The organism is Bacteroides graminisolvens, assembly GCF_963666085.1.
Classification (GTDB): Bacteria; Bacteroidota; Bacteroidia; order Bacteroidales; family Bacteroidaceae; genus Bacteroides; species Bacteroides graminisolvens.
In genome coordinates this window covers 3,695,941-3,716,250 of the sequence record NZ_OY762556.1, presented here as the reverse complement: position 1 = coordinate 3,716,250, position 20,310 = coordinate 3,695,941, and the positions used below count along the sequence as shown (strand labels likewise).

The 20,310-nt window shown below is 40.0% G+C and carries 13 protein-coding genes; 12 read left to right on the top strand and 1 reads right to left on the bottom strand.

Translation table 11 applies throughout. From position 1 onward, the window contains the following. Positions 1-80 precede the first annotated feature (80 nt). The 9 genes from ACKPCE_RS15405 (at position 81) to ACKPCE_RS15365 (ending at position 11,719) form a co-directional block, all read left to right on the top strand. On the top strand, positions 81-1,097 hold the full coding sequence (locus ACKPCE_RS15405; RefSeq protein WP_319505841.1) for a tyrosine-type recombinase/integrase: 1,017 nt from the start codon (positions 81-83) through the stop codon (positions 1,095-1,097). A 671-nt stretch (positions 1,098-1,768) separates the two neighbouring features. Continuing rightward, positions 1,769-2,191, top strand: a complete 423-nt coding sequence (locus ACKPCE_RS15400) for a hypothetical protein (protein ID WP_319505840.1) — start codon at positions 1,769-1,771, stop codon at positions 2,189-2,191. A gap of 36 nt (positions 2,192-2,227) precedes the next feature. After that, entirely contained in the window at positions 2,228-2,809 is a 582-nt protein-coding gene (locus ACKPCE_RS15395) for a DUF3575 domain-containing protein (RefSeq protein ID WP_319505839.1), read from the top strand. A gap of 62 nt (positions 2,810-2,871) precedes the next feature. After that, positions 2,872-4,347 (top strand): DUF3868 domain-containing protein, encoded by a 1,476-nt coding sequence (locus tag ACKPCE_RS15390; protein ID WP_319505838.1) that lies wholly within the window; start codon positions 2,872-2,874, stop codon positions 4,345-4,347. Positions 4,348-4,356: 9 nt separating this feature from the next. Continuing rightward, a complete protein-coding gene (locus ACKPCE_RS15385) occupies positions 4,357-5,442 on the top strand; it encodes a fimbrial protein (RefSeq protein ID WP_319505837.1) in 1,086 nt (361 codons plus the stop codon). A gap of 30 nt (positions 5,443-5,472) precedes the next feature. Continuing rightward, positions 5,473-6,363 carry a FimB/Mfa2 family fimbrial subunit gene (locus ACKPCE_RS15380; protein ID WP_319505836.1) on the top strand — a complete coding sequence of 297 codons (891 nt, stop codon included), beginning with the start codon at positions 5,473-5,475 and terminating at the stop codon, positions 6,361-6,363. Between the two features lie 46 nt (positions 6,364-6,409). Further along, the gene (locus tag ACKPCE_RS15375) at positions 6,410-7,363 is read left to right on the top strand and encodes a fimbrillin family protein (RefSeq protein WP_319505835.1); all 954 of its coding nucleotides are present in this window, start codon (positions 6,410-6,412) and stop codon (positions 7,361-7,363) included. A 14-nt stretch (positions 7,364-7,377) separates the two neighbouring features. After that, entirely contained in the window at positions 7,378-9,405 is a 2,028-nt protein-coding gene (locus ACKPCE_RS15370) for a BF2992 family fimbrillin-A clan protein (RefSeq protein ID WP_319505834.1), read from the top strand. Between the two features lie 19 nt (positions 9,406-9,424). Continuing rightward, positions 9,425-11,719, top strand: coding sequence for a DUF4906 domain-containing protein (locus ACKPCE_RS15365; protein ID WP_319505833.1), 2,295 nt, complete (start codon positions 9,425-9,427; stop codon positions 11,717-11,719). A gap of 85 nt (positions 11,720-11,804) precedes the next feature. Here the strand turns inward: ACKPCE_RS15365 and ACKPCE_RS15360 are convergent, their stop codons facing one another. Further along, positions 11,805-13,172 (bottom strand): TrpB-like pyridoxal phosphate-dependent enzyme, encoded by a 1,368-nt coding sequence (locus ACKPCE_RS15360; protein ID WP_277639354.1) that lies wholly within the window; start codon positions 13,170-13,172, stop codon positions 11,805-11,807. A 131-nt stretch (positions 13,173-13,303) separates the two neighbouring features. Between ACKPCE_RS15360 and ACKPCE_RS15355 the strand changes: the two genes are divergently transcribed. The 3 genes from ACKPCE_RS15355 (at position 13,304) to ACKPCE_RS15345 (ending at position 20,309) form a co-directional block, all read left to right on the top strand. Next, positions 13,304-15,133, top strand: coding sequence for a TrkH family potassium uptake protein (locus ACKPCE_RS15355; protein ID WP_319505832.1), 1,830 nt, complete (start codon positions 13,304-13,306; stop codon positions 15,131-15,133). Positions 15,134-15,258: 125 nt separating this feature from the next. Beyond that, the gene (locus ACKPCE_RS15350; RefSeq protein ID WP_407655041.1) at positions 15,259-19,281 is read left to right on the top strand and encodes a hybrid sensor histidine kinase/response regulator transcription factor; all 4,023 of its coding nucleotides are present in this window, start codon (positions 15,259-15,261) and stop codon (positions 19,279-19,281) included. A gap of 194 nt (positions 19,282-19,475) precedes the next feature. Continuing rightward, entirely contained in the window at positions 19,476-20,309 is an 834-nt protein-coding gene (locus ACKPCE_RS15345; RefSeq protein ID WP_319505830.1) for a glycoside hydrolase family 16 protein, read from the top strand. Position 20,310 lies beyond the last annotated feature (1 nt).

The following is a 20,310-nucleotide window of genomic DNA, read 5'->3' as shown; positions in this document are numbered from 1 at the left end:
ATCCATTTGTGCTGATTTTACTTTATTGATTTTTATAATTAATATTGTGTAAGCAGTATTCTGTATTAAATATAATTACAATGGACAAATTAACATTCAAAGCAAACAAACTAACAAAATCAATGGAATCCTTAAACTCATTTGTGCCTTTATTGGTGCAAGACCTCTCATTGAGTGGTCGACATGGTACAGCCCGAGCCTATATGAGCTCGTTACGTCGTCTGACGGAATTTACAGGAAACAAAAACTTGCTTTTATCTGATTTAAATCCAAGTTTACTAAAGCGTTATGAACAGCATCTTTTTAAGGAAGGTTGTAAGCGAAACACTATCTCTCTCTACATGCGCATGTTGCGCTCTATATGTAATCAAGCCCAACGGCGTGGAGTGAAAGGGATTCGTTCAGGACTGTTTAATGACGTATTTACAGGTACAGACTCTTCGGAGAAACGAGCTGTGTCACCGGTTGTCATTCGTCGACTCCGTGAGGCTGATTTGAGCAGTCATCCTACTCTTGAGATGGCGCGTGACTTATTTCTACTTTCGTTTTATTTGAGAGGCATCCCTTTTGTGGATCTCATCAGACTGCGTAAGTGTGATATAAATAGAGGGATTCTTCGTTATCGACGAAGCAAGACTGGACGATTGCTTACTGTGGCTGTAGAACCTTGTGCTCAAGAGATTTTGCGTAAGTATTCTCATAAAACAAGCGGTTCTCCATATATGCTGCCTGTGATTTGTAGCGAAGGGTATTCTGGATATAGAGAATATCAAAATGCATTAAGGCGCTATAATCTGCATTTGCATAAACTTTCAGAATTACTGAAGTTAAAAACGAACCTGACGTCTTATGTTGCTCGTCATTCGTGGGCTACGGCAGCTTATCATGAAGGAATCCCTGTGGCAGTCATTAGTGAATCTTTGGGCCATGCTTCGGAGAAAGTTACTTATACTTATTTGGCTTCTTTCGATAATCGTACGCTTAAGCGAGCTAATCGTAAAATAATTGCTTTAATCTTTGCTAAAAAAGAGTCTGAGATGAAATCGCTTAGTTATCCAAGGAAATTTAGTAACATGAATTTTAAGGCTTATGATTAGTGAAGAAACGTATTGCTTTATGCTGAGATAGCGTTCTATGATGAAGCAGGAATTACGAAATATAATCGACAAAATTAAAATGTAAATTGCTGGTAATTAGTGCTTTTACCCTTTGTGGAAGGTACCGTTACTTCACAGGTAACGGAAAAATGGTTTACGGGTGCAAATATTGAAATATTTTCATTATAAGCCAAATAAAATCACTATAATTTTAAATAAAAGAATAAATATTATTAGCTGACCTCGATTTGTATCTGTTTTCATACTATTTATTGTTTGTTTTACTGGTGTCTTATAATATACATGATACCTGTTTTTAAATTATATAAACATTTACTGTTTGTATCGCTCCTCTATTTTCTGCTTTTTTTGCAAAAAATAACTTTTTAGGATTTTAGCTTATCTTTCTTTGTGTGTGTTTATTTTGAAATATCTTAGCGTTTAAAATAATGTTTTTTTTGATTTTAAAATCAATTGAATTCTTTTAAATAGCGATATAATCCCCCCTTACCCCCATTTGGTGTAGTTCCTTCTATGTATTTGAATATATTAAATATTTATCATATAAATAAATATTTAATATACTCTTTTATTACATTTTTCCGTTACCTGTGAAGTAACGGAGATGTTTGAACTAGTTTATAATCGAGTATTTTTTTAAATATGTTTCAATGTTAACCAACGAAATAACAAAAGTGATTTCTTTATTAAAACATATCAGTTACGTTCAAAATGTTTCCGAGAAGATTGATTTCTCCCGAAATGAATTTGTTGGTGAGTTTGAACCTGTGTTGTTGGATCAGTTATGCATGGCAGGTTTACTCCGTAAATCTGAAAAAGAAAAGAATGGCTCTATTAGATATCTTTATGAACTTAGTCGTCCCTTGCAGCAAATTAGCATTTGTGATATTATTCAAGTGACAGGCGGAAATATAAAGTTGTGTTTTGATGATGAAATAGAAATTTATGACCGTTACGGTATGGCAGGCCATCGACTTGGAGTGGCTAATTTTATGACCTGTCATTTTCTCTCGGAAATTAATTTAGCAGAAATAGTCTTGCCTGATGAATGGCTTGGAGGGGAAGATAAATAATCCACTAATAGACAAACTCACAGATAAACAGACAAAATGAAGGTTATAAATAAAACACGGATATTTATATTAATGGCTTTTTCTTTATTCTCATGCCTGCCTCTTAATGCTCAGGTGTTTGCTCTGAAGAGTAACTTGGCTGCTGATGCTGTGGCTTCCCCTAATTTAGGAACGGAGTTGAAGCTTGGCCGACGCCTTAGTCTAGATATTGCAGCTCATTATAATCCGTTTTCAAATGGTATGCATCGTTCCAAGCATTGGCTTGTTCAGCCGGAATTACGATTTTGGCAGTGTCAACCTTTCAGTGGTCACTTTTGGGGTATGCATATCTTAGCAGGTGAGTATAATATAGGAAATATGGTTTTGCCGCTGGGGCTTTATCGAGGTACCCGCTCGTGGCGTTATGAAGGTAGGGTTATGGGTGCAGGTCTGTCTTACGGTTACCAGTGGATTATTTCTCCCCGCTGGGGAATAGAAACGGAAATCGGTGCTGGCTGGGTTCGTGCCAGCTACACGCGTTACCGCTGTGCTCATTGTGGGGAGCAGACAGGCTCTGGCTACAAATATTATTTGGGCCCCACAAAAGTGGCAATTTCGTTGGTTTACCTACTAAAGTAGTAATATAACCATATAAAAAGATGATAAACAAAATAAATAAGAAAACGATATATCTAACGACAATGAAAAAGGATGCAATTGCGTTGCTACTTCTCCTGCTTGTTTGTGGGATGGTACACAGTCAGTCGGCTTACAAAGGACAGCTGCAGATTACAAACAAAGTTCTTTCTGTCTCTTCGGGTAAATTACACCTGAGTATGGGTATCAGCTATGAGGATCTAAAGCTGCCCTCGGATGAGTCACTAACACTGACTCCGGTTTTGCAGAGTTCGGGACAAAGTCTGGAACTTCCTTCCATTTTGATTAACGGTCCTTTAAAACAAAAGGTTTATAACCGCAACCGAGTGCTATCCAAAGGGAAGGATACTCCGCGTAATAAGATTCCTTCTGTGGTAGTTAAAGACGATCCACATTCGGCACGTCATTTCTCTTATAAAGTTCAGGTACCTTATAGCGATTGGATGAAGGATGCGGTATTAGTTCTTCGTACACAAGAATGCGGTTGTAACGGCAGGCCTGCTTTAACTGTGGAAGATAAGATATCCGATATGATTCCTGCTCCTAAAACACGCTTATTTTCAATGGGGAGTGATGTTGACGATAGATACCTGTCATTAGCCAATATTGTGTGCTTAATCCAAAAAGAAGATACTTTCAGTGTGAACCGAGGCACTATTCCCTTTTACGGGAACGGTAATTTAGCCACCCTTTCCGATGAAAAACTAGACTATGAAATATATTTTCGCCTTCGCGAGGCAATCCGCTCTTTGCAATCCCGCAACGGAGTTACTGTTACGGAATTAAGTATTACGGGCTATGGTGCTCCTCAAGGAAATTATCGGAAAAATGAGAAGACCGCTTCTTTACGGGCACTAGCACTCAAAGATTATTTGCGTGAGAATTACCTTATAGGTAATCTTCCTATTCGTGTGAACTGGGTTGCAGAAGATTGGGATTCGATTCGTGCACTGGTATCAAAGTCGGATATGCCATTAGGACACGCAGTCTCAGATATAATCAATACGGTTGATTTGACCAAAGGGAGAGAACGGATGCTAATGCAGTTGGCTGATGGAACGTCATATCGTTACTTGCGGGATCGTATTTTTCCTCAAGTTCGTCGCATAGAATACACCATTAGCTACACGGAACGTAATATGGACACTGCCGAAGGACGACGTTTGTTTGAAATGGGATCTCGCAGTTTGAAACTCTCCGAATTCTTCGCTGTTGCACAAAGTTATCCCAAAGGTAGTAACGAGTACAATGATGCATTTGATTTGGCTGCCCGTTTATTCCCTGATTCGCCCGAGGCTGCGATCAATGCGGCTGCTGTGGCATTGAGTAAACGAGATGTTACTAAAGCTCGTGCTTATTTGGAAAAGCACTCAACGCTTCCTGCAGCTTACAATAACATGGGCATTTTATATCTGCTGGAAGGAAACCGTGATAAGGCAGAGGTATATCTTCAAATGGCTGCGGCGACCGGTGTTTCGCAAGCAAGAGAGGCGCTTGAATATTTGAACGAAAATAAATAATATAAGAATATGAAAACAACTATTTATATTATTGTTTGTATCATCCTTTTGTGCTTGCAGGCTTGTAGCAAAGGCCATAATGATCCGTCCAATGAGGTTAACGCATCCTTACAACTTAATATAGCCGGTACCGGTACACATACAAAAGCGACTGCTCCTTCACTTCCATCCGAAGAAGATAAAATTAATACTTTGGCTGTGGGGATCTTTAATGCTGACGGAACAACTAATGTGATTGCTGAACCTACATTGTCGGGTACTGCTGTTTCTAAAATTAATTGTAATCCGGGAACCTGTGATATCATAGTCGTTGCTAATGCTCCGTCGGGAACATTTATTGGAGTAACTAATAAAACCGAGTTTTTAAATAGGACTATTTCTTTAGATTGTACCACTTCTGAAGGGAAACAACTATCCAATAATCTTCCTATGTCAGGAGAAACAGATGGGGTTACACTGAAAGTAGGATTAATAGCGCAAGCCACAGTTAATCTTTCTCGTTTGGTCGCTAAAGTATCTGTGAATAGCATAAAAACAGCTTTCGATAGTAAAGGTCAGTATGCCAATGCAACATTCAAAACGGATCGGATATTTTTATATAATGCTTGCGGAAGTTCAAAAACGGCTACAAATGATCAAACGATGCCTGATACACCTACATGGCTGAGTGGAGGAGTTGTTAGCAACGGGGTTTGGGAGAAAGAAACTGAATATTTGCTAGATGAGTTATCTACAGCTCAAAGTATAGTGACTACTCCTTATTGGTTTTATACATTTTCTAATACCACAAACGGCAGACCAACCAAATTAGTTATATCTGGTTTTTTTGATGCTGATGGCCTTGGTGTAAATTATGGTGAACGGAGAGTGTACTATCCTATTATAGTGAATAAGGCGCAAACGGGAACTGACATAACGGGATCAGGAGGAGGAACATCTACAGTTCTACGCAATCGTGATTATGCAATAACCGCTACAATAAAAGGCGTAGGTGTTGAGAGCCCCGAAGAAAATATGGAACCAGTGAGCGTACAGCTCTCTGTAACAGTTGCTGACTGGGAACTCTCTTTTTTACAAGATGTCGTGATCTATTAATTCGTTTAAAGGATAAAAGAAACGATAAGAATGAGCTTCTTCTACAAACATATTTGCTTTTTTATGCTAGGCATGGGGCTGCTGTTAATGTTTTACGGTTGTATTCGTGAAGATACAGACGGATGTGCTCAATATGCAGTTTCCGTTAAGATTGTTGATGCAGAGAACCATGATATAACATCTACAGGAGCGGTTGTTTCTGTGAACTTGTATTTGTTTGACCAAAACGGATTTCTTAGAATGGTTCCCAAAGGAACATCTACTGATTATCTTATCGGAGAAGCTTCAGATAAAGATTTGACTTTAGTTGCATGGGGTAATTTAGAAACAGATAGTTTAGAAGTGCCGGAGTTACTTGTGGGTACATCCTTGGAAGATGCAAGAATCGCATTGCTTAAGCGTAGTAACGGCAACAATCTACCTTCTTCGGATTTATTCTACAATAGATTAGATTTGAATGCTGATACACGAACATCAGTAAACGGAAGCTCCAGTGTTATCGTGTTACAACGATTGGTAGCCGGAATAAGCATAAGGACCAATGCATTGGAGAAATACTTCGGTGCGTCTGCAGAAACATGGCACATCATAGTTCACGGTGCGGGTGATTCGCTAAACTTTTTAGGTTGTACAACAGGGAAACAATCCGGTTATGAACCCGAGACTGTTTTGAATGCTTCCGGAGATCTTTATGTACCTCCTTTTCGGATCTTTCCGACTGAACAAGATGGCAACCTTACAATAGACTTATATAGAGGACAAAATAAAGTCTTTTCAACGTCCATGGACGAAGATGGAAATACATTGCGTGCACTAACAGGAAAGATATTAAACTTAAATATTGATTTTTCTTCAGCGCATTCAAAAATAATTGTGACCGTCAGCGATTGGGAAGATATTACTCAAAATACGGATATGTAATTGCTCTATTTATAAAAAGTGATCTTATTACTAAAAACAAAATGATATGAAAAAAAAATCTTTTATTGCATTGTCTGCATTGTTGCTTGTAGCATGTTCCTCAGACAATGAACCGCAAATAGCGAACAATATGGAACAGATGGAAATTAAATTAACTGCTGGTATTGAATCTGTGAATAGCTCTACAAGAGCAGGGGGGATTATTGATAAGGATTATTCAGGAGAGCTGTTATTGTCTTTTGCTCGCATAGACATGGATGCGGATGGTAACTATCCTATAAATGGTTACAAAGGTATCAATTCTACAAATGCGACTCTTAATGATCAACAAGCATCTTTTTCAACTCCACAATATTACCTTGCTAGGACGGCAAGTAATAGTTCACGTATGGTGTGTTGGTATCCTCAAATAGCTTTAGATGAGACGACTGCAAAAGCTACTTTTGATATTAGTGATGGTGACACGGATGTGATGCTCAGTGAGGATATGTCAGGAAGTAGGAGTGCGAATTTCTCTTCATTTACCTTAAAACACCTCCTTACACAGTTAAAGATCAAAGCATACTCGCCTTCTGCTGTTGTAAGTGAGCTTTGGGGAACGATTAAAAGTATTGAGGTAGTGGGTAGTCCAACTGAATATATAGTCACATTTCCTATTGATGCAACTAGTACTACTTATACTTTTGCTGAAGGAACTACAGTGCAAAATATATCTCTTAAAGGATATACTAATCCTGTTGGTCTACCAATAGGGTCTGCATCTGCCCTAGATTGTGGTCACATAATGATACCTCCTGCAATAAAAATTATAACACTTAAAATCAAGACTGAGAAAGGAGGAGTTCTAGGAGAGACAGAAGTGACAATTCCTTCTTTCAATTATTTGAAGAGCAATGCATACCAGATAACACTAAAATTTAACGGTTCAGACATTTCTCCTACAGTTTCAATTGGTGAGTGGAGTACTCCTATTGATAATGGTGAAATAAATGTTCAATAAATAAGATTCCTGAGGTGAAAAGATTGACTTTGTATCAGTTGTATATACTACCAATAATAGGTTTGTGTTTGTTTTCTTGTAACGCCGAAAATGAAAATGAATATGGTAATAAAACCATTCGTTTTTCATTTGAGGCAATACAAGCAGATATCTCTGCATCTTCGGCTAGTACTACTCGTGCCCAATTGTCAGTCAATTCTACAGTACGTATTCTTGTTTATAAACGTAGTGGATCTTTAAATGATATATCATCAGATACATACGTTGATGAAAACACATATGTAATAGGGAATGATGGTTCTTTAAAGGCTTGTTTGACAGATGAAAATGGAAATCAAACTTCCGACAACGGTACGGATATGGTTTTACTTTCCGGTTGCTATGATTTTTATGCAATTTCGCCTGCCATTAGTGTTACAAGGACTGAAGGGGCATCTTTGCATGTCTCTCATGGGGTTGACTATGCTACGTCTCTAACAGGAGCAGTTAATGTTAATTCGGAAACTGGTATGCAAAATGTGATGCTTACGACTTTAGATAGGAAATGTAGCAAAATAACGTTTAATATAGATCGTGGCGCAAGCTCAATCACTAATGTTTCGGTGAATTCATTGACGTTGACAAGTATGAGTAGTGGACCTTTAATGGCAATACCTGCTCAGGATTTGCCAATGGCATCTACTAACGAAACGGAACTTTCGCTTTTAAATACTGATTTCAAAATGGGCAGCAATCCTTGGCAAGCATCAGCATCAGCTATTGTGCTGCCAAAGAGTGATGGTGCAATGGAACTAAGTATGAATGTGAATTTTAACGGTCATACTGCGGCGAGAAATTTAGGACCGGTGCCATTGCCGTCAACTACTTTTGAAAAAGGGAAAGAATATCTTTATACGCTCAAACTTTATGGAGACGAGATTGTAGTGGAATTATCAATAAGCTCTTGGTATGAGGTCGACTTGTCAACAGATGATTTAGGGGCCAATACCATGCTAACATCGAATTGCTACATTGTTGCCCCTGGCTCATCTGTGGAAATACCGGTCTCACAGGCCAATGAAAGTGTATTCCCTATAGAAGGAGCGACATTAGCTGCTAATGGCAAATACCTGCAGGTTTTTTCTGCTACACAATGGAAAGCATCTGTCTTATGGCAAACAGCACCAGATTTAATATCTATAGATGAAAACACGATGAGTGGCGTTGGATACTTAAGTCATTTCACAGTTAATGCCAATAATACTTCTGTTCATGGAAACGCTGTTGTTGTAATTAAGGATGCTTCGGATAGTGTTTTATGGTCATGGCACATTTGGGTTACAGATTATAACCCAAACTCCACAGATACAGAACACGCTACTATTAGTAACGGACGCAGAGATTATATATTCATGGATAGGAATCTTGGAGCTACATCTGCTACACCAGGAGATATTGGTACGGTGGGTTTGCTTTACCAATGGGGTAGGAAAGATCCGTTCCCTAATAGATCCGATTGGACCGGTACATTAACTCGTTTATATGGAGAAATTAATCAGATACAAAAAACAACGACAACCGGAATCACTCAGGCAATTCGTCATCCGGAACTTGTTATCAATTCATCAATCACTAAAGACTGGTCAGTTTCCGGCAACTATTATTTATGGAATAGCGAATTGGGTAAGAAAACAGCCTTTGACCCTTGTCCACAAGGTTGGCGTGTACCGGTTGATTCGTATGATGGAGGGCAATGTTACCCATGGGAAAAGCTTGTCGTAGCTCAGGGACAATTTCTTTACGCTGACGAAGGGTATGGTGGTGTTTATGAAAATTATGGATATAGGTTCACAAAGAATGGTTCCTTTATTGGTTATTATCCGATTAATGGATATATGAGCGGAACAAAAATATTTGGAAGTGGTGGAAGTTATTGGTCAGCTTATCCATATTATAGTAATCAGGCGAATCTAGGTACTGTTTTTAATTTTATGAATGGTTATGGAGGCACTGGCGGTTCGAACCGAGATATAGCATGTGGTATTAGATGTGTAAAAGAATGAAATTAATAGTATTACAATAATGTATATTTCTAATAAATTATTTCTGTTTCTATTTGTCAACCTAGTTTTTATTTTGGTTCCTGGATGCAGTTGTGATAATGATAATATGGAGAATGCTCCTGTTGTGCAATTACATTTCAATTTAAATCCAATTGAGATGGAGGGGGTTGACGCAGTATCGACTAAAAATAAGAATGAAAGTTGCAACGTGACACTTGGTGGTACGTATAATAATTCAACGACAAGATTTACCGGAGTACTTGATGAAGCTACAATTAAAAATATTTCTGTTTTTCAGTTTAATGGAACAACAGCCAATGCTTTACTCGTGAAAAAGGAGTATTATGCATTGAGTAGTACTTCTAATATAATCACCACATTAATCGAATCCTCTAGCTCGCAGACGGTTTGTATCGTTGCTAATGTTGGAGATATTACCAATATTTATTCTACTGGTGTTACGACATTAAGCTCTTTTCAGAATTCCAGTTTTAATTTTAATACAGAATCTCTTTTTTCAGAGTCATTACTTCCAATGATTGGAGTTTATGTGGGAACCACAAAACCTAATGTTTACAATCTTACGATGGAACGCATGGTAGCAAAAGTGAACTTTACTTGTAAAACAGAGTTCTCAGATGTTTCTGAGAGCTTTATTATAAAATCAGTTCGCTTGTGTTCTGTATCAAATAAAGTATTGATGGGAACTCCTAATCAAACCCCTGTCAACAATGATAGTCATATTGATTGCAGTAGTATTAGCTCATACCCGGAGAATACTAATTTGATTTGGTATATCCCAGAAAACATCCGTGGCTCTGTTGAAACAATCCTACTGCCTGTTGATAAAGGGGAAAAAAGTGCACCTGTAAATAGTACTTATGTCGAAATAGACGGGATTTATCAACTTGCTTCAGGAGCAAAAGAATATATACGATATAGGATATATCTTGGCACTAATCTAACTACCAACTTTGATGTTTTAAGAAATAAGATTTATAAGTTATCTGTAGTTATTAAAGGAATGAATGATTTAGATAGCAGAATCATAGTGCCGCAAAATCTAAGTATTAATAATACGAAGACTCTGTCGACGGCAAATTGTTATGTTGTCAACACGAATAATCATCTGTATAAATTTAATGCTACAATAATGGGAAACGGTAAAGTGACGCCTGCCGCTATAATTAAAAATAGTAATTCAGATATTATTCAAACCGCTCCTGAAATAAAGCCTTCAACTCTTGCTCCTGCTTCGGCATATGTTATTTGGGAAACCGGAAATAAAGGAGACGTAATTGAAGATGGAAGCCTGCAGGTTTTGGATGGGTATGTATTATTTAAGACTGCTGATAATTTGAAAAATGGCAATGCCTTAATCGGAATAAAAGATACTGAAGGTAATACTTTGTGGAGTTGGCATATATGGAAAACCAATTATAACCCGGAAACGGACTATGTTGTCCATGATACTCGTCAAATAGATAGTCTTGACTACCCCGATTATAATCATTCTAATTCACGTGTGTATCGAATAATGAAATATAATTTGGGAGCAATAGCCACTGATAACACAACTGATAATGCCGGTGATTTGGGATTGTTTTATCAGTGGGGTCGTAAAGATCCGTTTGTAGGTGCTGCTGGATGGATAAATGGAGGTTCTCGTATTGAAACATTTAATGCCACGGGCAGTGAATGGCTTGATGGTCGTACTGGTGGAAATGCCATTCAAAGAGAGACAACGGGTAGTGGTGCAAGTGCCACAATTGCATATTCAATTCAGCATCCCACGCATTTTATTTATGCGCCTCAGAATGATGGAGGAATAACTTATGACTGGCTTAATGTTACTGCTTACGCTGATCAGCGCGATAATCTGTGGGGTAATCCGAATTATACGGCAAAGGTTCCTAATACTGAAAGTGGTAGTAAGTCTATTTATGATCCTTGTCCGCCAGGCTGGCGTGTCCCTCTTCAGGATAGTTTTACACGCTTTACATTATCAGGACTCAATACGATTTCTCTAACAGAATATAATGTATACCAAAGCAATTTTGATAAAGGATGGTTGTTTTATAGTACGGGTGATGCTTATGGCTCTTATTTTTATTGGGGAGCTTGCGGCTCTCTTTCCTGGAATTTAGGCACTTTGCTTGATGTCAATACAAGTGGCCATTGTTGGACTTCTTCTCCCTATACCTGCAATTCTGTAGCCGGAGGACTTTTGAGCTTCGCTGATACGTACGTACATCCTTTAAATAACGCAAGCCGCGCGTTCGGTATGAACGTGCGGTGCGTCAAAGAATGGTAATGATAAAACCCATGATGTGAATCACGGTTATGTTTGTTTGTTTTGTTTGTAGCCTCTGTGCCAATTGGTACAGAGGCTTTTGCATTTACACTAAATCACCAATTTCATTCAAATTCTTCTCAATGTCCTCATCAGAGAGAGAGAAGTTAGTCAGGTTGCCCGACAAATACTGATCGTAAGAAGCCATATCAATCAGTCCGTGACCCGATAAGTTAAACAGGATCACTTTCTCTTCGCCGGTTTCTTTGCATTTATTGGCTTCGTTGATGGCAGCAGCAATGGCATGACAAGATTCGGGTGCAGGAATGATGCCTTCGGCACGGGCAAACAGACAACCTGCTTCGAATGATTCCAGTTGTTTGATGTCAACCGCCTCCATAAGTCCGTCTTTCAGCAACTGCGAAACGATAACACCTGCTCCGTGGTAACGCAAACCACCCGCATGAATGTTGGCCGGTGCAAAGTTATGACCCAACGTAAACATAGGAAGTAGGGGAGTATAACCCGCTTCATCGCCAAAGTCATATTGGAATTTACCACGGGTAAGTTTAGGGCAAGATGCCGGCTCAGCGGCTATGTAGCGAGTTTTCTTTCCTTCTAAAATTGTATGCCTCATAAACGGAAACGCAATACCTCCGAAGTTGGAACCTCCTCCGAAACAGCCAATGATCATGTCGGGGTATTCACCCGCCATCTTCATCTGCTTTTCTGCTTCCAAACCGATAATGGTTTGATGCAAAGTGACGTGACTCAGTACAGACCCCAATGTATATTTGCAGTTCGGAGTTGTTTGAGCCAACTCAATGGCTTCCGAAATGGCTGTACCCAAGGAACCCTGATAGTTAGGATGAGCCGTCAGAATGTTTTTGCCGGCTCGGGTCGACATAGACGGAGATGCAGTAACCTGAGCACCGAACGTTTGCATAATGCTTCTGCGATAAGGTTTTTGCTCGTAACTGATCTTTACCTGATAAACAGCAGCTTCCAACCCGAAGACTTTGGCAGCGTATGCCAGCGCTGCTCCCCATTGGCCTGCGCCGGTTTCGGTGGTAATATTGGTAACCCCTTCCTTCTTGCAATAGTAAGCCTGCGCCAAGGCAGAGTTGAGCTTATGAGAACCAATGGGACTTACACTTTCATTCTTGAAATAAATATGAGCGGGAGTATTCAGTTCCTTTTCCAAACCGTAAGCTCTCACTAGTGGAGTGCTTCGATAGTACTTATACATCTCCCTGACTGCTTCGGGAATTTCAATCCATTGATCAGTCTGGTTGAGCTCCTGACGGCTAAGTTCTTCTGCAAAGATCGGATAAAGATCTTCTGCACTTAAAGGTTGTTTGGTGCCCGGATGAAGCGGAGGCATGGGCTTGTTTACCATGTCGGCTTGTATGTTGTACCAATAGTGTGGAATTTCCTCTTCAGGAAGTATGAATCTCTTTGTTTTATTGCTCATGATATTATAATTTAAATGAATACGAAGCCAAAAATAGCAGTTTTTTTTCTGATAACGACTAAAATGCAGCAGAGAATAGTTTTTCAACCGTATTTTCATTATGTTTGTGTAGCCTAAAAACTGTTGTACGAATGAAACTTTATCATAAATACTTCTTATACCAGAATAAACTACTGCAACCCTATATCCGTTCTTTTTTGGCGGCAACCGCAGTGATAACCTACGTTGCGTCCATTGCTTTTTTGTGTGCATTGATTTATCAGTACGGATTTGAACTAACCCCTGAAACCGCCGACAAACTAAATACTTTGTATAAGGCAGTATGGATTGTATTTCTTGCAGATATGAGTCTACACTGGCTATTGGAGTATGCCGATACCCGAAAAAAATACCGTAAGCTGGCGTGGGTGCTAAGCATACTGCTTTACCTGACCCTTGTTCCGGTCATTTTTCATCGTCCGGAGGATAATGGTAGCATATTAATGTTTTGGGAAATACTGCACAGCAAGCTTTATCACGTAGTTGTATTGTCTGTTTTGTCTTTGTTGCAGTTATCCAACGGATTAGTTCGTTTGTTGGGCAAGCGTACCAACCCTTCTTTGATTTTGGCCGTTAGTTTTTTTATTATCATCCTCGTTGGCACCGGGCTGCTTATGCTTCCACGTTGTACCATCAGCGGCATATCATGGGTTGATTCGCTGTTTATTTCAACCAGCGCTGTCTGTGTAACCGGATTAACGTCCGTCGATTTAACGACCACATTCACCACCGAAGGTTTTGTCGTTATACTACTGTTAATACAAATTGGTGGTTTGGGTGTTATGACACTAACTAGTTTCTTTGCTTTGTTTTTTATGGGAAATACCTCTTTGTATAACCAATTGGTGGTAAGAGATATGGTTAATTCAAAGTCGTTAGGTTCTTTACTCTCCACATTGCTTTATACGCTGGGATTTACCCTTGTTATTGAAACCATGGGAATGATAACCATTTGGTTGAGCATACATGGAACCATGGATATGAACTTGGAAGAAGAACTCGCCTTTGCAGTCTTTCATTCTATTTCGGCCTTTTGTAACGCCGGATTCTCCACGCTTCCGGGCAATTTAGGCAATCCGTTAATGATGAATAACCACAACCTGTTCTATGTTTTGATTTCTATTTTAGTGATATTGGGTGGTATTGGTTTTCCTATTTTGGTGAATTTGAAAGAGATTATTTTCTATCGCCTGAAACGTATGACTCAGTTCCTGCTGCGGAAAAATAAAGTTTCTGCCAAGTCGGTTCAACTCTATAATTTGAATACGCGTATTGTAGTAACTATGACCTTTCTGTTATTGGCGGCGGGAACCCTTATTCTATTGGCATTTGAGTGGAACCATGCATTTGTCGGAATGAGCATTGCCGAGAAATGTACCCATGCCTTTTTCAATGCTGCCTGTCCGCGTACAGCCGGATTTTCCAGTGTTGATTTCTCCTTGTTCGGCATTCAGTCTATTTTAATATACATCTTGCTGATGTGGATTGGAGGAGGAGCCCAATCAACCGCCGGTGGTATTAAAGTCAATGCTTTTGCAGTTGTGATATTGAATCTGGCAGCTGTAATCAGAGGCAGTCAACGCGTGGAAGTGCACGGTAGAGAGCTGGCGCATGACTCCATCAGAAGATCCAATGCAACGGTAGTTATGTCGTTGATTATACTTTTTGTGTCCATTTTCCTTTTGTCGTGGCTGGAACCTACTTTACCATTATTATCACTTACCTTCGAGGCTGTTTCTGCATTGAGTACCGTAGGCTCCAGTCTGAATTTAACTCCGCTTTTGCAAGAAAGCAGCAAATTGGTTATAGTCGTACTGATGTTTGTGGGACGTGTGGGACTTATCACCATGATGCTAGGTATTGTGAAACAGAAGAAAAATACGAAGTATAAATACCCCAGTGATAATATCATTATTAACTAGCGAATGGATAATGGCGCAACTTTATGGAAAAACATTTTATTTATAATATGATTTGACTATTTTTGCAATGCATAGCAATTTTAGCCTTAGATGTAAGCCGATTATGTACTTGTGAGATTCGAATGATGAGAATAATATTGAAATGTTTTATAGCTTTAACATTATGGATAGCAGGCACTACTGTCAGGGCCGCCCTAACCAATAACATGTTCAATATTAGGCATATTGGTTATGCCGAAGGCCTTAGTAGTCAACGGGTCTTTTCTATTGTAGAAGACAGCCACGGTGCTATGTGGATTGCTACCAAAACAGGAATAGATCGTTACAATGGGCACATTATAAAAAGCTATACATTGCCTGGCAACTTTTACTATGGTGATTTGGCGGGGCGTAAACTAGGCCTCCTCTACCATGAAAAGTACGGCCTTTGGGCGTATGACCACACCGGAAGAGTTTATCATTATTCCATCGAGAACGATTGTTTTGAACAATATCTCTATTTAGGTGAGTTTATTACGGGCGAAATCATTCTCAATAAGCTCTATCTTGATCACGAAGGAACTTTTTGGTTCGGGCTCAACAAAGGACTTTATAAGAATGATGCGGATAATAACGTTGTTCCTATTGTGCAGCAAAAGTACGTTAACGACATTGTGGTAGTTGAGAAAACACTTTTTATAGGTACTTCTACAGGGGTTTTACAACTTTCATATTCTAACTTAGACAAACCGCGTCAGTTGCTGGGCGGACATGATGTGCAAACACTGTTCTGTGATACGACCAAAAAAGAACTTTGGATAGGCACTTTCAATAGCGGTTTGCTAGTCATGAATTTGAATACACACAGTTTACTTCCTTTGAAGGAGCAGTCTCCTAGTTTTCTTAATCCGGTGCGTGCCATCACCAACTATGACTCACACACCCTGCTCATAGGAATAGACGGCGGCGGTGTATATGTTGTTGATCGGGAACTGAAAAGAGCGCATCTGCTTATGAATACAGAAGATAGTACGGATACCTTTTTACGGGGCAATGGCATCTATGCAGTAACGAGAGATCAACAGGGGAATATCTGGATTGGAAGTTACACAGGAGGGGTATCTATCGCTATCTTATTGAAATATCCTATTACGACTTTGACACACGAAAGAGGGAATCCGCAATCCCTGGCAAACAACAATGTGAATGACATAGAAGAAAATGCCAATGGAGAATGGTGGTTTGCTACTGATCTCGGTATCAGCATTTGGAATAGATCTTCCCGCCAATGGAATCATTGTTTGAAAGGTGCCGTAGCGGTTACGTTGTGCAAAGCCGAGAAGGGTTCAGTATGGGTTGGCACTTATGGAGACGGAGTCTATTTGTTAGATGCTCAAGGGCGTGTCATCCAGCATCTCAGCAAACAACAGGGAGGGCTCACTACCAACCATATCTTCTCCATCAAGCAAGATAGAGATGGAGATTTATGGATTGGAGGGTTAGATGGCAGTCTGCTCATGATGAAAAAAGGAGGAAAAGGCAAACAACTTTATGATATAAAATGGATTCAATCCATTGAAGTGGTTGACCATGACCACATAGCAGTGGCTACCGTAAATGGTTTTTGTTTGGTGAACAAGCGCACAGGAAAGATACGGCGCTATGCCACTGCTCAAGAGTACCACAAACAAAATACGAGCGCCTATATTGTTGCTATGCTTTTCAATGATGACAACACAGTTTGGCTAGGCACCGAAGGCGGTGGACTGAACCTATATGATATGCAAACGCGCCAGCTGAAAACGTTCACCACGAGTGAAGGCTTGCCGTCAAACGATGTGTATAGTTTGCAACGCGACCCAAAGGGACGTTTATGGGTGAGCACCGGAAAAGGGCTTGCGCTGATTGATCGCTCTCATGTTGCCAACCTTAATTACGTGGGCGACATAGATAAAGAATACAATAAGTCGTCGTTTGCCCGGCTAGCCAATGGAAAATTTGCCTATGGAAGCACTAATGGCGTTGTGTTTATTACCCCCAATGCAATAACCGGAACCGACTATCAGGCTCCGCTACGATTTACGGGACTCACGGTTGATTACCTTAGTGAAGACGAGGAAAGTAGTTTGCGGCCTGTGATTCACAACATGTTGGCACAAGGTAGGGTTCAACTGGACTATGGCCACAATTCATTTGTTATCACATTCGAGTCTATTAATTACCGCTTCCAGCGTGACATTGCCTATCAGTATATTTTAGACGGATATGATAAATATTGGAGTGATTTGTCGGTTAACGGCATGGCTCAATACACCAATGTATCTCCGGGTACCTACGTTCTCAAGGTGCGTAGCCTGCGTCGCAGCGATGGAAAGATTATATCCGAACGCACGCTGGTGTTGGAAGTCTCTCAGCCTTGGTGGAATTCCATTTGGGCATGGGTGTTTTATATTTGTGTGCTGGGCACCGTCTTTTATTTCATATTGCGATACAAGAGCAATCAACTTCAGAAGAAATATGATGAAGATAAGATTCGATTCTTCATCAATACGGCACACGATATCAGAACCCCGGTGACACTCGTCATGGCGCCTTTGGAAGACTTATACAAAGAAAAAGGACTTTCGGATAAGGCTCTTTATCTATTAAATCTGGCACGTAGTAATACCCGTAAGCTTAATTCGCTTATTACCCAATTGCTGGAATTCGAGAAGGTCGATACCCGCAAACAACAACTCACGCTAACTCCGTTGAATCTGAATGATATCTTGGCCGAAGAAGTTGCCAGCTTTCAATCTTTCTGCGACAAGAAGCAGTTGCATTTGAGCGTCTCTTTTCCCGATGAGGAGGTATGTGTCATGGCAGATAGGTACCTGGTGGAAATGTTATTGGATAACTTGATTTCCAATGCCTGTAAATACACCAAACCTGAAGGTGCGGTTCAACTGAGCTTAAACTGCACGAAACGTAAAGTCGTGATAGAGGTGAAAGATAACGGTATCGGCATTCCCAAGAAAGCATGGAAACACCTGTTTACAGATGTTTATAGGGCAGACAACGCACTTGATACGCATGAAATAGGTACGGGATTCGGCCTTTTGCAGGTACATCGCATCGTGAAAATGTTACGTGGAAAGATATCTTTTCAATCAGAGGAGGGCAAAGGCAGTGTGTTTACGGTGGTGCTAAAAAGAACGGATTTGATGCCTGTGCCGGCTACCAGCCAACAAACGCTGGCTTCCAGAGAATTGTTACCTGCCGAGGCTATCGACGTTGTAGAATATAAAAGTGAAGAAAAGCAAAGGTCCAGTAAGCAGACGGCTAAAGACACTTTGCTGATTGTGGAAGATCACGAAGCTCTTCGTTATTATCTTCGCAAGACCTTTGAACCGGATTATAGGGTGGTGGAAGTACCCGATGGCAACGAGGCTCTTTCTTTCCTGGCCAACGAGTACCCCGATTTAATTTTGTCTGATGTTATGATGCCGGGAATACAGGGAGATGAACTCTGTAAATTGGTCAAAGACAATCCCGATACGTCAGGCATCCCATTTATTCTGCTAACGGCAAAAGTCAACCATGATGCAGTGATTGAGGGACTAAAGAAAGGAGCCGACGATTACATACCCAAACCTTTTAGTACGGAGATTCTGAAAATGAAGGTACAGGGCCTGATTGAAAATAGAAAGAGGCAAAGAGATTTCTTTATGCGACAGGCTATAACGCAGGTTGAAGCACACAGAAATCAGTTCACTAGTCAAGAGAGCATGGAGGAAACTGCAATAACAGAGACTCGTAGTGACAAGGAAGAGCCCATGCAGGTGAATTCCATGTCTGAAAGCGATCGTCAGTTTGTGATACGCGCCACTCAACTGGTTATAAACAACATAGATGTAACGGACTTTAATATAAACATGTTATGCCAGGAAATGGCTATGAGCAGAACGCTCTTTTATAGCCGGCTTAAATCACTGACAGGTAAAGCACCGCAAGAATTCATCCGCATCATCCGACTGCAAAAGGCTGCTGAGTTATTGAAAGAAGGTAAAAACGTAACTGAAGTTGCAGTTGAAACAGGATTTGTAAACACAAAATATTTTAGTTCTTTATTTAAAAAGCAGTTTGGTACCCAACCAAGCAAGTACCAACAAAATGATTCTTCTCAGTAATACTTTGAGGTTCCTATTTCTGTCACAGCCTTAGTTAAAAGCTGCTTTTGAGAGGTTTGAATGCAAAATTGTCTGCAATCAAACCTTTAATGTCAGCTATCAATCCATTGATTTTATCCACTCTTACCAACTTTGTACCCGGCTTTAAGACAAAGTGGTTCTTAAAGGATAAGTTTAACTAAAATACTATTATTATGAAAAAGGTAACAGCCTTATTGTTATTGTCAGTGTGTTCCATACAGCAATCCTGCTCATCGAACGATATTGATTTAAACCCCAACGAACAACAAGAAAAGACTGTTTTCAAAGAAGAATTCGACTCCTTTAATGCTAACGTATGGACGAAAGAAGTGCATGAAGCCGGGTGGACAAACCAGGAACTGCAAGCATACGATGAGGCGCATGTGTCAGTCGGTAAAGACGATGGTAAATCAGTGTTAATTCTAACAGCCGAACGTAAAGGCAACAAAATCATTTCCGGACGGGTAAATTCCAAAGGGAAAAAGAGCTTTAAATACGGAAGGATTGAAGCCAGCATCAAAATTCCCAAAACAGCCAACGGCTTATGGCCGGCATTTTGGATGATGGGAGACAATAATAAACCTTGGCCGCAATGTGGCGAAATTGACATCATGGAGATGGGTGAACACGGAGGTATTGCTTCGGGAACTACCGAAATTCAGGTGAACACTGCAATTCATTATGGAATCGATGCCGGCACCGGGCATAGGCAAGAATACCATTTAGCAAATGTCGCAAGCAGTTTGCAAGATGGCAAGTATCATACCTATTCATTAGACTGGAACGAAAATACCCTCACTATAGCCATAGATAACATGACACTGCATTCTTTCGATATCAGCAAAGATAGCGGACGCTATGATTATTTCCATGACAATTTCTATATGTTGTTTAATCTCGCTGTGGGCGGTTCTTTCACCGGAATCACCAACATCAATGATATTACAGCATTGAAAGATGGAGAGAAGGTGAACATGTATATTGACTGGGTGAAAATCTTTTATTAAT

Bases quoted from the DNA above. Each gene is read 5' to 3' on its own strand.
- ACKPCE_RS15405 (WP_319505841.1), top strand. From the start codon at position 81: ATGGACAAATTAACATTCAAAGCAAACAAACTAACAAAATCAATGGAA.
- ACKPCE_RS15400 (WP_319505840.1), top strand. From the start codon at position 1,769: ATGTTAACCAACGAAATAACAAAAGTGATTTCTTTATTAAAACATATC.
- ACKPCE_RS15395 (WP_319505839.1), top strand. From the start codon at position 2,228: ATGAAGGTTATAAATAAAACACGGATATTTATATTAATGGCTTTTTCT.
- ACKPCE_RS15390 (WP_319505838.1), top strand. From the start codon at position 2,872: ATGAAAAAGGATGCAATTGCGTTGCTACTTCTCCTGCTTGTTTGTGGG.
- ACKPCE_RS15385 (WP_319505837.1), top strand. From the start codon at position 4,357: ATGAAAACAACTATTTATATTATTGTTTGTATCATCCTTTTGTGCTTG.
- ACKPCE_RS15380 (WP_319505836.1), top strand. From the start codon at position 5,473: ATGAGCTTCTTCTACAAACATATTTGCTTTTTTATGCTAGGCATGGGG.
- ACKPCE_RS15375 (WP_319505835.1), top strand. From the start codon at position 6,410: ATGAAAAAAAAATCTTTTATTGCATTGTCTGCATTGTTGCTTGTAGCA.
- ACKPCE_RS15365 (WP_319505833.1), top strand. From the start codon at position 9,425: ATGTATATTTCTAATAAATTATTTCTGTTTCTATTTGTCAACCTAGTT.
- ACKPCE_RS15360 (WP_277639354.1), bottom strand. From the start codon at position 13,172: ATGAGCAATAAAACAAAGAGATTCATACTTCCTGAAGAGGAAATTCCA.
- ACKPCE_RS15355 (WP_319505832.1), top strand. From the start codon at position 13,304: ATGAAACTTTATCATAAATACTTCTTATACCAGAATAAACTACTGCAA.
- ACKPCE_RS15350 (WP_407655041.1), top strand. From the start codon at position 15,259: ATGAGAATAATATTGAAATGTTTTATAGCTTTAACATTATGGATAGCA.
- ACKPCE_RS15345 (WP_319505830.1), top strand. From the start codon at position 19,476: ATGAAAAAGGTAACAGCCTTATTGTTATTGTCAGTGTGTTCCATACAG.